A 13,435-nucleotide genomic window follows, 5' to 3' on the forward strand; every position below is an offset into this window, starting at 1 on the left:
CAGCCCCTAGCAGCAGCCGGAGCCCGGTTCGCAGCAGTCCGCCGCCGGTTTTTCCGCGTACACGGTAATGCTGTAAATACCGGCTTTCTGTGATTTAAACGCCGCCAGTTCTTCCGGTGAAAGATATTTGTCGAGGATATCGTCCGGGATGATGATGGGTTTCTCTTTCTGGATGGTCACGTTTTTAAAACCGTTCTGCGCAATCAGTTCCAGGTACATTTCTTTTTGGCTGGCGCCGGACACGCAGCCCGCGTACATTTCAGCGGCCTGCTGCAGGGAAGCGGGCAGGCTGCCGGTCAGCACCACATCGGAAATACTGAAGTGGCCACCGGGTTTCAGCACCCGGAAGATTTCGGCGAACACACCGTTTTTATTGGGAACGAGGTTCAGCACGCAGTTGCTCACGATCACATTGGCGAAGTTACTGGTAACGGGCATGTGCTCGATGTCTCCGCTGCGGAATTCCACGTTCTGAAAACCACGCGCTTCCGCGTTCTTCCGTGCCTTCTCGATCATGGCTTCCGTAAAATCAATCCCGATCACCCGGCCGTCTTCTCCCGCTTCGGCACGGGCGATGAAACAATCGTTGCCGGCGCCGGAACCGAGGTCGATCACCACGTCGCCTTTTTTGATCTTGGCAAACTGGGTGGGAAGGCCGCATCCAAGCCCGAGATCCGCATCCGGGTTGTAACCTTCCAGGGTGGTGTAATCTTCACTCATGATATTGTACACATCGGTGGAGCAGCTGCCCGAGCCGCAGCAGGAGCTGGCGTTCGTGTCTTTGTCCTGCAGGGCGATCTGGGCGTATTTTTCCCTCACCAGCTCTTTTAAATTGTTCGCGTTTTCCATATTTGAAAGAATTTAAAATTGAAATGATGCCGGTCTAACGACCGTTTTGTTATAATTGATGATCGATCAAACTGTGTTGTGCCGGCGATGCATGGTGCAATATTTATAATAGTTATATTGCAATATACCGATGAATCAGGGCAAATTTTTTTAGCAGCAGCTGCCGTCGTTGTTACTGATGTCTGTAAAGAACGTGGCGAAATGCTTCCGGAACTTCTGCCAGTTGCCGGGGTGGATGCAGTAGCAGACGCTGGTGCCTTCCACGGTGCCCTGGATGAGGCCGACTGCCTTGAGCTCTTTCAGGTGCTGGGAGATGGTCGGTTGGGCGAGGCCCAGTTCCTCCACCAGGTCGCCGCAGATGCAGGCGTTGATCTTTACCAGGTACTGCAGGATGGCGATCCGGGCGGGATGCGCCAGTGCCTTGGCCATACCGGCGATCTCATTCTGCTGCTTCGTGAATAAATCTGTTTTTGTAGCTCCCATATGATTGCAATATTACGATAAAAGGATTACATCCAAAGAAACCGGGAAGAATTTTTACAAAAAAATGTGGGGAGTGTGGCCCGCTCTCCCTGAACGCCGGAAGTTGCCGGAGCCACTAACCCGGCAGCGGGGTGGAGAAATTTTACATTGCAACATTCAAAAATTCGTTAATTTATCAGGTACATCCAAAAACGACCCCGATGACAACAAGCCTCTTTCTGTAACCTCTTCCCTTTTTTCTCCAGGCATGCCTGTTCGGACAGACGCCGGCTGAATTTACCGCTAATCAGATCGTAGACTCATCATTGGCATTCTGTGGCGGCGAGGCGCGGCTCGATCAGATAAAATCAGGCATCATCAGTTATCTGCTTGTTCAACCGGATGGTACAACAGCCATCGTAAATAATCAACTGAAGACGGGCAAAAAGTATGTTCAATGCATTTTATCCAGAACCCATTCTCCCCAGACCACTTTTTTCAACGGAGAAAAAGTCAGCAGGGTCGACGGCAATTCGGTTTTCCACGTTACAGACATCGCGGCAATCGAAGAAGTAAAACTCAGAACATTCAGGCGCGCCAACGTTTTGCCTTTTTTCGAGGCGGGCGCTGATTTCCGTGCCCACTTCCAGCCCTTTCGCCACGCTGTTCATGCCGCAGTCAGTCGTATTTAAACAGATAATGGCAGCGCAATCAGTTCTTCGATCGCAGACGGTGGAATGTTTCTTTTGATTTTAGCATATCAGGTAATTCACTGTTTGAATGATTCAAGTCACCGTAACAAAAATCTCGCGAATCGACATGCCGCCGACGCCTGTGGTTGCGGGTTCTATGCAAGCTGTCAACTGCAGCGCATACCCCGTGGAAGACTCGCGGACGGGGAATATTTTGGTCATGGCCGGACATTAAATAACAAAACGGATATCCCCAAAATTGCTTCATGGCCGTTCCTTGATATTGCCAGGTTTTGACTAAATTTTATCATGAATTATAAATTATGCCTGCCGGTCATGGGTAAATGAAAAGAATTTAAATGTATGTTTAACATCACAAGCATGCTCATGACCGAGGAACCGCTCATACAACACATCCTGCGCCACATCCCGCTGGATGAAGCCGAAAAGGCGCTGGTGCTTTCGCTGTTCAGCGAAAAACAGCTCCCCAAAAAAGCGTACCTGCTGCGCCAGGGGGAGGTATGCAAAACCGAAAACTTCATCGCGGCCGGCTGCATGCGCATGTACTCGACCGATGCAAACGGGCAGGAACACATCCTGACGTTCGGGGTGGAAGGGTGGTGGATCAGTGATCTCTACAGCTTTTTTACCGGCGCGCCTTCCGCCTACAGCATCGATGCGCTGGAAGACACGCGCCTGCTCCAGATCACGCGGCCCGCCCTAGAGCGCTTGTACGAAAAGGTGCCGCGGCTCGAACGCTTTTTCAGGATACTGCTGCAGAACGCTTTTGTAGCCCACCAGCACCGCATTCACCAGAACCTCTCCTTTACCGCCGAACAGCGCTACCTGGAATTCAGGGCCAGATACCCGCTGCTGGAGCAACGCGTCAGCCAGAAACACCTCGCCGCCTACCTCGGCATTACGCCGGAATTCCTCAGCACCCTGCGGAGAAAACTCGCCCGCCGGTAATTTCTTAAACTGGCTTATTTTTTTGCCGCCGCCGCCTTTGTTCCTTTGCAGGTAAAGCAATAACGAAGCAGCATATGAAAGGCCGTCTATTATTTTTCGCACTGGTAATGGTGCTCGCATTTTGCCGGCAAACAGTCCGGGCGCAGGAAGCCGCCAACCGGCGGCTGGTGGAAACCTATTTCAACGAAGTATGGAACAAGGGGAAAGTGCAGCTGCTCGACAGCCTGCTGAGCCCCGGTTATATCAATCACACGCCGTCCGTTCCCTCGCCGCCAAGAGGGCCGGACGGTCTGAAACCCATTGTGCTAGCCATCCGCAGGGCGTTTCCCGATCTGCATTACACTATTGAAGATATAGTTGTCACCCGTGACAGGGCGGTGGTAAGAGTAATGATGACCGGCACACAAACAGACAGCCTCTTCGGCATACCACCCACCGGCCGGCGGGTGAAAGTAAACCAGATCAATATCGAGTCCATTCAAAAAGGGAAAATCGCCGAGCATTGGCGGGTAACGGACGAGCTGACGCTGATGCGTCAGTTGGGCGTTGTGCCGTAAAGGTGTAACTTGGCGGTATTATTGTTTGAAGATGGACCCGTCATGAAGAAAAATAACAAACCCAAAAGAGGCGAAGAGATCACGACCGGCTACTTTACGTTGTTGGATAAGCATATTGAAGATGTGGTGACAGGCACTGTTCCCAGAATGATGGAGCTGAATGAGATCGCCGCGGCCTTGTATGTGTCGCACCAGCACCTGTCAGACACTATCAAACGGGAAATGGGGCATCATCCCTGTCATTTTTACGACCTGAAAATTATCGACAAGGCCAAACAGCTGTTGCGGGAAACGGCTCTACCGGTTGCGCAGATCGCGTACACGCTCACATACGACCCTTCCAATTTTTCAAAGTTCTTCAAAAAGTTCACGGGCGAAACGCCGCGTCAGTGGCGGGAAAATAATCCCACCCGCTAAAACTTCCGAAAAGTTCACCGTAACAGGCCGTTTGCCTGTACCGAACTTCGTGGCCTATCATCAAAACTCTTTTTTATGTCAGGAAACGAAGTAAACGGAAAGGTTGTGCTCATTGCCGGCGGCGCGAAAAACCTGGGCGGGCTGTTAAGCCGCAATTTTGCGAAGAAAGGCGCCAAACTGGCCATCCACTATAACAGTGAAAGTACACGGAAAGTTGCGGAGCAAACGCTGGCCGATGTGCACGCGCTCGGTGCGGCGGCTTTTCTTTTCCAGGGTGATCTGACCGACGTAAAGAATATTACCCGGTTCTTCGATGCGGCCATCGGAACATTCGGCGGGGCCGACATCGCGATCAATACGGTGGGGAAGGTGCTGAAAAAACCATTTACAGACACCACCGAGGCCGAATACGACAGCATGTCCGACATCAATTCCAAGGTCGCTTATTTTTTCATCCGGGAAGCCGGTAAAAAATTGAACGACCATGGCAGGATCTGTACGATCGTTACCTCCCTGCTGGCCGCTTACACGGGGTATTATTCCACCTACGGCGGTATGAAAGCGCCGGTGGAACACTTCACCCGCGCGGCGTCCAAAGAATTCGGCGGACGGGGTATTTCCGTAACGGCCGTAGCGCCCGGGCCAATGGACACACCGTTTTTTTACGGGCAGGAAAGCGAAGAGGCCGTGGCTTATCACAAATCCGCCTCCGCTTTGGGCGGCCTCACCAATATCCGCGATATTGCTCCATTGATCGAATTCCTGGTGTCGGACGGCTGGTGGATCACCGGGCAGACCATTTTCGCCAACGGCGGTTACACAACGCGTTAGCACGTGAAGCAGGTGGGATGAGCGCTGCGCGTTCCATAAAAAGGGCTGGTCGTTGACCGGCCTTTTTTAATGCGGGGAGTGTACACACCTTCCCCGGATTTAACACAAAGATTTTCTGAACATTTTCCCGCCGGATTGTTTTATATTCATTGGTGCCCAGGCAGATCGACTCCCTCTGAATAGATTTTAACTATTAAAATATAGAATCAATAGATTCTGGTTATTACATCAATACGATAATTTTACGCATCTGCAGGCACTGAAGTTGCAGGCAATTGTCCATTCATACGATAAACTTATAAACATGGGAAAAGAATCAAACGACATCAGCAAATGCCCGTTCCACAATGGGAGCATGAAGAACAATGTTGGCGGCGGCGGCACCCGCAACAGGGATTGGTGGCCCAACCAGTTAAGGCTGAACATCCTTCGGCAGCATTCGTCCTTATCCAACCCGATGGGCGAGGATTTTAACTATGCGGAAGCATTTAAAAGTCTTGACCTCGAGGCGGTAAAGAAAGACCTGCATGCGCTCATGACGGATTCGCAGGACTGGTGGCCGGCAGATTTCGGGCATTACGGCCCCCTGTTCATTCGCATGGCGTGGCACAGTGCAGGCACTTACCGTGTGGGCGACGGCCGTGGCGGCGCAGGCGCGGGGCAGCAGCGTTTCGCTCCCCTGAACAGCTGGCCCGACAATGTGAGCCTCGATAAAGCCCGGCGGTTGCTGTGGCCCATCAAACAAAAATATGGCCGCAACATTTCATGGGCGGACCTGCTGATACTGACCGGCAACATCGCCCTCGAATCGATGGGCTTCAAAACCTTCGGCTTCGCCGGCGGGCGCCCGGATGTGTGGGAACCGGATGAAGACGTGTATTGGGGCTCAGAGACCACCTGGCTGGGTGGCGACCTTCGTTACGCCAACGGCTCCGAAGGCGTGCAGAAGGAACACGGCGTGGTTTCATCAGACGATAATGCGGACGGCCACATCCATACCCGCAATCTCGAAAAACCGCTTGCCGCCGTACAGATGGGATTAATCTATGTGAACCCCGAAGGGCCCGACGGCAACCCCGACCCGATTGCCGCAGCGAAAGACATCCGCGATACTTTCGGCCGCATGGCCATGAACGACGAAGAAACGGTAGCCCTCATCGCAGGTGGGCACAGCTTCGGCAAAACCCACGGCGCCGCACCTTCGAGCAACGTAGGCAAAGAACCGGAAGCCGCTGGCCTGGAACAACAGGGCCTTGGCTGGCAAAACAGCTACGGTTCCGGCAAGGGCGCCGACACCATCACCAGCGGGCTTGAAGTGATCTGGACAAAGACTCCGACCCAATGGAGCAACAACTTCTTCGAAAACCTGTTCGGCTTCGAATGGGAACTGACGAAAAGCCCCGCCGGCGCGCATCAATGGGTAGCGAAAAACGCAGACAGCATCATCCCCGACGCGTACGACGGTTCGAAGAAACACCGGCCCACGATGCTGACCACCGACCTCTCGCTGCGGTTCGACCCTGTATATGAAAAAATTTCCCGCCGTTTCCTGGAAGACCCCGAAGCATTTGCAGACGCATTCGCCCGCGCGTGGTTCAAACTGACGCACCGCGATATGGGGCCGCGCGCCCGTTACCTGGGCCCCGACGTGCCGGAAGAAGTGCTGATCTGGCAGGATCCGATCCCGGCGGTGGATCATGCACTGATCAACGACAGCGATATCGCGGACCTGAAAGCCAAAGTACTGGCATCCGGCCTCAGCGTGTCCGAACTGGTGTCCACCGCATGGGCTTCCGCATCCACTTTCCGCGGTTCCGACAAACGCGGCGGCGCCAACGGCGCACGCATCCGCCTCGCTCCGCAGAAATACTGGCAGGTGAACAACCCGCCGCAACTGCAGAAAGTGCTGGACAAACTGGAAGGCATCCAGAAAGACTTCAACAAGGCACAGACCGGGGGTAAAAAAGTTTCGCTGGCGGACCTGATCGTACTGGCAGGCTGCGCCGGTGTTGAAAAAGCGGCGAAAGACGCAGGGCATGCAGTGACCGTTCCATTCACACCCGGCCGCATGGACGCCTCGCAGGACCAGACGGACGTTGAATCCGTAGGCTTCCTCGAGCCGCAGGCCGATGGTTTCCGGAACTTCCGCAAATCAAAACTCCCTGTTGCGACGGAAGCGCTGCTCATAGACAAAGCGCAGCTGCTCACGCTGACGGCGCCCGAACTGACCGTGCTGCTGGGCGGCCTGCGCGTGCTGAACATCAACTTCGACGGTTCAGGCCATGGCGTGTTCACCACACGACCCGGCCAGCTGACGAACGACTTCTTCGTCAACCTGCTCGATATGCGCACGGCATGGAAAGCCATTGCGGAAGACAGGGAACTGTACGAAGGCAGCGACCGCGCCACCGGTTCCATCAAATGGACGGCTACACGCGCAGACCTGGTGTTCGGCTCCAACGCTGAACTGCGGGCCATCGCAGAAGTGTACGGCAGTGCGGATTCTCAGCAGAAATTCGTGAACGATTTTGTGGCGGCATGGAATAAAGTGATGAACCTCGACCGGTTCGACCTGGCATAGTCATTTAAGTGTAACGATGTATAAATAAAAGCAGCCTCCGGATAACGGGGGCTGTTTTTGTTTCCGCGTATCCCGCATGCCGATGCGCCGCAGCCCGGGCCATATCTGCAGGCCCCGGTGGCGGCACATCTCCCCGATAGTTCTTTTTTCGGGAAAAATTTTTATGTTTACAACAGCGATGACCGGCCGGAGCACGGCTATGTGGACTGATACTTTTAGTTATTTATAAATATTTCACCATCAATATCACCGAAGACCAGGAATTGCTCATACTGCAGGTAAAACGGGGAGATAAATACGCCTTCAACCTATTTTTCAAGGAATTTTACGCACCACTGTTTTATTATTGCCGCCACCTCGTTCAGGACGAAGAGGAGGCCAGGGATATTGTGCTCGGGACTTTTCAGAAGTTCTGGGAGAAACGGGATCGTATTCAGAATTACCGGAACGCCAGATCGTTCCTCTACCTGGTGGCAAAAAACGCCGGCCTCGACTACCTGAAACAAACAGCGCGGAAGTTAATCCGCCACAACGAGTATACCCTGTTATTGCAGGCGGCAGAAACAGACCCTGATTATCTTGCCATGGAATCAGTGATCCTTCAGAGAGTATACCGCGAAGTGGAAAAACTGCCCGGCAAATGCAGGAAAGTGTTCGAGCTTTCGTTTCTTGAAGGGAAGTCGATCGATGAAATAGCCGGGATACTCGGTATCTCTCCCGGCAATGTGTCGAGCCAGCGCTCAAGGGCGCTTCAGCTGCTGCGGATCTCCCTGGCGGATGCCCCGTTGGCGCTGCTTTATCTTTTTCACTCCTTCTTTAACCGGTAATTCCTTTCGCCTGGGCATTTATTTCAAAAAAATCTTCTTCTTCTTTTTGATTTCCCGCATACCGTGTCGTATCAGGTAATATCAAGCGCATCATGGGCAATGAACAGGAATATATCGAAACGCTGATCGTACGATTTCTCCAGGGCTCGCTGTCTGCAATCGAGGCTGAGCTGCTGGAAAACTGGAAGAAGGCATCCCCCGGGAATGCGCTTTTTTTTGAACGGGTTACGGACCGGCATGCGTTACTGGAAAAGCTGCAGCAATTTCACCGGCACGACGTGGAAAGCGAGTGGGCTGCCTTGCAGGAAAGGATTTCAGGCAGCGACCGTGCAAGCCGGACCCTGCCTGCCCGCTTATCATGGCTGAAACTGGCGGCGGCAGCGATCTTGCTGCTGGCAGCAGGGTATGCCGTATTCACCATGGTGCGGCCAAAACAGTCGCCGGTAATCGTTCAAACTGAAGGGCTGCCTGTAGGCCCGATCGTACCCGGTACACAAAAGGCCTTCATTACGCTGGCGGACGGGAGCACCATTACGCTGGACAGCACCACGAGCGGTACGCTTGCGCAGCAGGGGAACGCCGCTATCGTAAAGCTGCCCGGCGGCGCCATAGCCTACCGGCCGGAGCTTACCGGGGCCGGTCACGAAATGATCAACACCGTCCGCACACCCAACGGTGGCATCTATCAGCTCACCCTTTCAGACGGAACGCAGGTTTGGCTCAATGCAGCCAGCTCCATTACATTCCCGGCAACATTCGGCGATGGAGAGCGGGCCGTGCGCATCACAGGCGAGGTATATTTCGAGGTGGCCAAATCGGCCGGCCGGCCGTTCATCGTACAAGCAGGGGACAGGCAGCGGGTGGAGGTATTGGGAACACATTTCAATATCAGCGCCTATCCCGATGGCGGCAACATAAAAACCACCTTGCTGGAAGGGGCCGTGCGCGTATCAGGCCCGGGAAACACCGTGCGGCTGAAGCCCGGCCAGCAGGCAGTGTCGGAAGCAGCTTCGGGCAGCATCAACGTAGTTGCCGTTGCGGACATGGCGCAGGTGCTGGCATGGAAAAACGGGCTGTTCATATTCGACGGCAGCCCGCTTGAACGCACCATGCAGGAAATCGCCCGCTGGTACGACGTGGATATCGTCTATGAGGGCCCGGCGCCTGCCGTTAATTTCAGGGGCAGCATCCCCCGGCAGGAAGGCATCGCGCAGGTGCTGGAAATGCTCTCCATGACACAGGCCGTGGCCTTCCGGATGGAAGGCAGAAAGGTCATCGTGACAGCCGGGAAAGACCGGCCATAGCGCGAAACAATCAGCAATCAACCATTAAAAAAACAGGCTGAAACAGGCGGCATTACAAAATCGCTGCTTACGGCCCAAACAACCAAAAGCATGAAACTTGTGGCAAAATGCCGCCCGGGCAAGGATTTGCGCCAACCGAAACGGGCGCAGTCAACCAAAACCGTATTATGTATGAAGCTCACATCTGTCTTTTTGCTGGTGGCCGCGTTGCAGGTTTCAGCAAGCAGTTACGGGCAGACCCTTACCCTGTCCCTTAAAAACGTGCCGCTCGAAAAAGCCATCCAGGAAATTGAGCGGCAATCGGGTTTCCGGTTCCTGTATACGGAGCAGCAATTGAAAAAAACGGTGCCCGTCACCATAGAGGTGTCTGCCAGGCCGCTCCAGTACGTGTTGGCAGTTTGTTTCCGCGGACAGCCGCTGACCTATACGATCGTCAGGAATACCGTCATCGTGAAACCGGCAAAGGAAGCTGCTGCCCCAGCTGCGCCGCCGGGAACGGAGTCGCCCGGGAACGAGCCGCCTGCGCTTGTCAGCGGCCGGGTGATCGCGCGGGATGGCACCCCGCTGCCCGGCGCCACGGTGATCAATCGTACCACCAGGCAAAGTACCGGCACAGACAAAGCGGGAACATTTTCCATCCATGCAAATGACGGCGACATTATCAGCGTATCATTTATCGGCTACGCCGGCGTTACCATGCGCGTGCATACAAAAGAGGGTATCACGACCTCCCTGATCCCTGCCGGCGCTCAACCGGCCGCCGCCAGCCCCGACGCCGCACCATCCACCGTTGTGGCCGGCAGCGCCGGTGCATTAGTCATCACGCTGGCCCCCGGTATTTCCCAGCTCGCAGGCGTTACGGTTTCCACCGGCTATCAGACGATCGCGAAGGAACGAAGCGCCGGAGCCTTCGCCAAACCTTCCATGGACATCATCGCAGACCGCTCCGGCAGCACGAATGTGATCCAGCGGCTGGACGGACTTGTGCCGGGCCTGACCATGAACAACGCGCCCTATTCGCAGAACCCGTTCGTCATCAGGGGGCTTTCCACCATCGGCCTTTCTTCACAGCAATCCGTGACGACGTACACAGGCACCAGCAGGAGCCCCCTGTTCGTGGTGGACGGCATACCGATGAGCGACGTATCATCCGTCAACCCGCAAGACGTGGAAGACATCACCGTGCTGAAGGATGCAACGGCGGCGTCTATCTGGGGCGCCAACGCTTCCAACGGGGTTGTGGTAATCGTTACTAAAAAAGGGAAAGCGAACGAAAAGATGAAAGTGCAGTACGACGGGTTTATCAATTTTCAGGGCAAACCCGACCTGGATTACCTGCCTGTTTTGAACAGCGCCGATTATATCCGCACCTCGAAGGAAATATTCGACCCGGTCGCCTTTCCATGGGCCGCCACCAGCGCATATTCCAGTTCAGGCACGGGCGTGGCGCCGCACATGATGATTTTGTACAACCGTTCCAGGGGACTGATCTCCGAGGAAGCAGCCAATAAAAGCCTGGACAGTCTTGCCGGTATCGACAACGGCCGGCAGATCGAAGACCTCTGGTACCGCAACGCCTCGCTGATGAACCATACCATTTCCCTTTCCGGTGGCGGCAAGGTGTATTCCTATTACGGTTCGCTGGCATATACCAGCAACCGTTCGCCTGTTCCGGGAGAAAAAAACAACGTATTCAAAAGCAATATCCGGCAGGATTTTGATCTGCATAAACGATTGAAAGTTTACCTGATCACCGACTTTACCAATACCGTTTCGTCAGCCCAGCGAAGGCCGGTTGTGGACAAACGTTTTTATCCCTATCAGCTGTTCCGCGATGAGAACGGGAAAAACCTTTCCATTCCTTACGTGGGCGACGCGAGTGATTCCTCGCGGCTTGATTTTCAGGCCAGGAGCCGCATCAGCCTCGATTATAACCCGCTGGACGAAACGGATTACGGCGACAGCAAAACGGAGATGCTGTTGAGCCGCATCACGGGCGGCCTTACGCTTCACCTGCCCGGCGGCTTGCGCCTTGAGGGCGTATATGGCTACATCAAAGGCAATGGCACAACGGCCATTTACGACGATGTAAAAAGCTACCGGGTACGGCGCGAGATCGTGCAGTTTACGGTGGCGCCCACAACGGCTTCCACGCCGGTGTATTACATGCCGGTGACCGGCGGCAAGTATGCTGTGAGCACTACCAGCCAGCGGAACTGGACGGTCAGGAACCAGCTCGTGTATGACCGGAACTGGGGCGGCTTGCGGCACCAGCTGACGCTGCTCGCAGGGCAGGAGGCGCAGGACTATTTAACGAACAGGAAGAATACCGTCGCCAGGGGTTACGACCGGTCGCTGCTGACGTCGCGCCCGGTAGACTTTGTAACGCTGACCGGCACCGGCGTCCGCCCCACAGTCATGTATACATCGTCCGGCAACACCACCCGCCTGGGCCGTGATGATTCGTACAGTGAAACGGAAAGCCAGACGAGGATCGTTTCCTATTACGCCAACATGGCCTATACCTTTCACCGGAAATATTCGGTGAACGGAAGCTGGAGGATAGACCGCAGCAATCTTTTCGGGCTGGACAAATCCGCCCAGAACCGGCCGGTGTGGAGCGCGGGGCTGAAATGGAACGTTAGCGGCGAAACATTTATGGAAAATATCAACACGATCGGCCGGCTGGCCGTGCGGGCAACGTACGGCATTTCAGGCAATCCCCCTTCTGCCGGTACCGCCTCTTCCTATGACATCTTATCGCCCAGCACGAGTGTACAATATCCCGACGGGCTCAGTTACCGGATCAATTCGCCCGCCAACTCCAAACTCACCTGGGAAAGCACAAGAATGTTCAACCTTGGCATCGATTTCAGCATCCTGAACGGCAGACTATCCGGATCAGCGGACTTTTACCGGAAGCAGACCAACGACTTGCTCGGCAACATGCCTGTTAACGGCTTCAGCGGTTACGCCACCATCATTGGTAATTTCGGGAGCATGCTCAACCGTGGCGCAGAAATCGCGCTCACTTCGAGGAATGTTACCAGCGGTGATTTCAGCTGGAGCAGCATGGTAAATATCGCTTACAACAAAAATACCGTTACGCAGCTGAATGATCCCACGGCCCTGACTACCGCGGCGCAGAAAGTAACCGCCCAGTACGTTACGGGTTTCCCGGCATTTTCGATTTTCGCCTACCGGTACCGGGGAGTAGACAACCTGGGCGATCCGCTGATCGAGCTCGGCGATAAAACAGTGACCAAGCAGCGGAATGCCGCCGGGCTGGACGATATCGTGTTCATGGGCACCTATCAGCCGGTGTGGAGCGGCGGTGTAACCAATACTTTTCATTACCGGAACTTCACGCTAACGGCCAATGCCGTGCTTAACCTCGGGCACGTGATGCGGCGCGACGTGCGGCACAGCTATTTCTTCACCACGCCCTACAGCGGCATGGTGCGCCACGGCAACGTTGTTTCCACCAACTTCAACACCGGCTTCACCGGCGGGCAGTTCCATCCCATCTTTCTTGAAAGGTGGAAGCAGCCGGGCGACGAAGCCCATACCGATGTGCCTTCGTACGTGCCCAACGCTGCGGTCAACAACAGCAGGAGGGACGTCAACTATTTCCTGTATGCGGACCGTAATGTGCTGAGTGCTTCCTACATCAAGATGCGCGACATCACCCTTTCGTATGCCCTTCCCCGAAGCATCCTCAGCAGGATAGCCGCAGAGCGGATCGTGGTGCGCGCGCAGGTGTCCAATATCATGTTATGGAAGGCGAACAGATACGACATCGATCCCGAGTTTCATGAAGCATCCATCGGGCAGCGGGTACCGGCCGTATTCGCTTCGGTAGACCCCTCGATCACCGTGCAGGGTTATCGTTTCGGACAGGGTACGTTTACCGTAGGCCTTCATGTGAATTTTTAACTTAGAAAAC

General features: G+C 54.6%; 11 protein-coding genes. 9 read left to right on the forward strand and 2 right to left on the reverse strand.

Annotation, left to right across the window (positions count from 1 at the left end; genetic code table 11):
- Positions 1 to 6: 6 nt before the first annotated feature.
- Together EGT74_RS13580 and EGT74_RS13585 are read right to left on the reverse strand one after the other, a co-directional pair.
- Entirely contained in the window at positions 7 to 849 is an 843-nt protein-coding gene (locus EGT74_RS13580) for an arsenite methyltransferase (RefSeq protein WP_123847133.1), read from the reverse strand.
- Positions 850 to 999: 150 nt separating this feature from the next.
- On the reverse strand, positions 1,000 to 1,332 hold the full coding sequence (locus EGT74_RS13585) for an ArsR/SmtB family transcription factor (protein ID WP_123847134.1): 333 nt from the start codon (positions 1,330 to 1,332) through the stop codon (positions 1,000 to 1,002).
- Between the two features lie 305 nt (positions 1,333 to 1,637).
- On the opposite strand from EGT74_RS13585, the gene EGT74_RS13590 reads away from it, so the two are divergent.
- The 9 genes from EGT74_RS13590 (at position 1,638) to EGT74_RS13630 (ending at position 13,425) form a co-directional block, all read left to right on the forward strand.
- Complete coding sequence (locus tag EGT74_RS13590) at positions 1,638 to 2,003, forward strand: hypothetical protein (RefSeq protein ID WP_123847135.1); 366 nt, start codon at positions 1,638 to 1,640, stop codon at positions 2,001 to 2,003.
- Positions 2,004 to 2,366: 363 nt separating this feature from the next.
- Complete coding sequence (locus EGT74_RS13595; protein ID WP_246008207.1) at positions 2,367 to 2,972, forward strand: Crp/Fnr family transcriptional regulator; 606 nt, start codon at positions 2,367 to 2,369, stop codon at positions 2,970 to 2,972.
- A 74-nt stretch (positions 2,973 to 3,046) separates the two neighbouring features.
- Complete coding sequence (locus tag EGT74_RS13600; RefSeq protein ID WP_123847136.1) at positions 3,047 to 3,529, forward strand: ester cyclase; 483 nt, start codon at positions 3,047 to 3,049, stop codon at positions 3,527 to 3,529.
- Positions 3,530 to 3,571: 42 nt separating this feature from the next.
- On the forward strand, positions 3,572 to 3,946 hold the full coding sequence (locus EGT74_RS13605; protein ID WP_123847137.1) for a helix-turn-helix domain-containing protein: 375 nt from the start codon (positions 3,572 to 3,574) through the stop codon (positions 3,944 to 3,946).
- 75 nt (positions 3,947 to 4,021) lie between these two features.
- The gene (locus EGT74_RS13610; protein WP_123847138.1) at positions 4,022 to 4,777 is read left to right on the forward strand and encodes an SDR family oxidoreductase; all 756 of its coding nucleotides are present in this window, start codon (positions 4,022 to 4,024) and stop codon (positions 4,775 to 4,777) included.
- A gap of 304 nt (positions 4,778 to 5,081) precedes the next feature.
- Complete coding sequence (gene katG, locus EGT74_RS13615) at positions 5,082 to 7,358, forward strand: catalase/peroxidase HPI (RefSeq protein ID WP_123847139.1); 2,277 nt, start codon at positions 5,082 to 5,084, stop codon at positions 7,356 to 7,358.
- Positions 7,359 to 7,621: 263 nt separating this feature from the next.
- Complete coding sequence (locus EGT74_RS13620; RefSeq protein ID WP_158618142.1) at positions 7,622 to 8,185, forward strand: RNA polymerase sigma factor; 564 nt, start codon at positions 7,622 to 7,624, stop codon at positions 8,183 to 8,185.
- A gap of 92 nt (positions 8,186 to 8,277) precedes the next feature.
- Positions 8,278 to 9,489: a FecR family protein gene (locus EGT74_RS13625; protein WP_123847141.1), complete on the forward strand. Its 1,212-nt coding sequence runs from the start codon at positions 8,278 to 8,280 to the stop codon at positions 9,487 to 9,489.
- 171 nt (positions 9,490 to 9,660) lie between these two features.
- Positions 9,661 to 13,425 (forward strand): SusC/RagA family TonB-linked outer membrane protein, encoded by a 3,765-nt coding sequence (locus EGT74_RS13630; RefSeq protein WP_158618143.1) that lies wholly within the window; start codon positions 9,661 to 9,663, stop codon positions 13,423 to 13,425.
- Positions 13,426 to 13,435: the final 10 nt, after the last annotated feature.

It is taken from the genome of Chitinophaga lutea (assembly GCF_003813775.1).
GTDB classification, from domain to species: Bacteria; Bacteroidota; Bacteroidia; order Chitinophagales; family Chitinophagaceae; genus Chitinophaga; species Chitinophaga lutea.

Bases quoted from the DNA above. Each gene is read 5' to 3' on its own strand.
- EGT74_RS13580 (WP_123847133.1), bottom strand. From the start codon at position 849: ATGGAAAACGCGAACAATTTAAAAGAGCTGGTGAGGGAAAAATACGCC.
- EGT74_RS13585 (WP_123847134.1), bottom strand. From the start codon at position 1,332: ATGGGAGCTACAAAAACAGATTTATTCACGAAGCAGCAGAATGAGATC.
- EGT74_RS13595 (WP_246008207.1), top strand. From the start codon at position 2,367: ATGTTTAACATCACAAGCATGCTCATGACCGAGGAACCGCTCATACAA.
- EGT74_RS13600 (WP_123847136.1), top strand. From the start codon at position 3,047: ATGAAAGGCCGTCTATTATTTTTCGCACTGGTAATGGTGCTCGCATTT.
- EGT74_RS13605 (WP_123847137.1), top strand. From the start codon at position 3,572: ATGAAGAAAAATAACAAACCCAAAAGAGGCGAAGAGATCACGACCGGC.
- EGT74_RS13610 (WP_123847138.1), top strand. From the start codon at position 4,022: ATGTCAGGAAACGAAGTAAACGGAAAGGTTGTGCTCATTGCCGGCGGC.
- katG (WP_123847139.1), top strand. From the start codon at position 5,082: ATGGGAAAAGAATCAAACGACATCAGCAAATGCCCGTTCCACAATGGG.
- EGT74_RS13625 (WP_123847141.1), top strand. From the start codon at position 8,278: ATGGGCAATGAACAGGAATATATCGAAACGCTGATCGTACGATTTCTC.
- EGT74_RS13630 (WP_158618143.1), top strand. From the start codon at position 9,661: ATGAAGCTCACATCTGTCTTTTTGCTGGTGGCCGCGTTGCAGGTTTCA.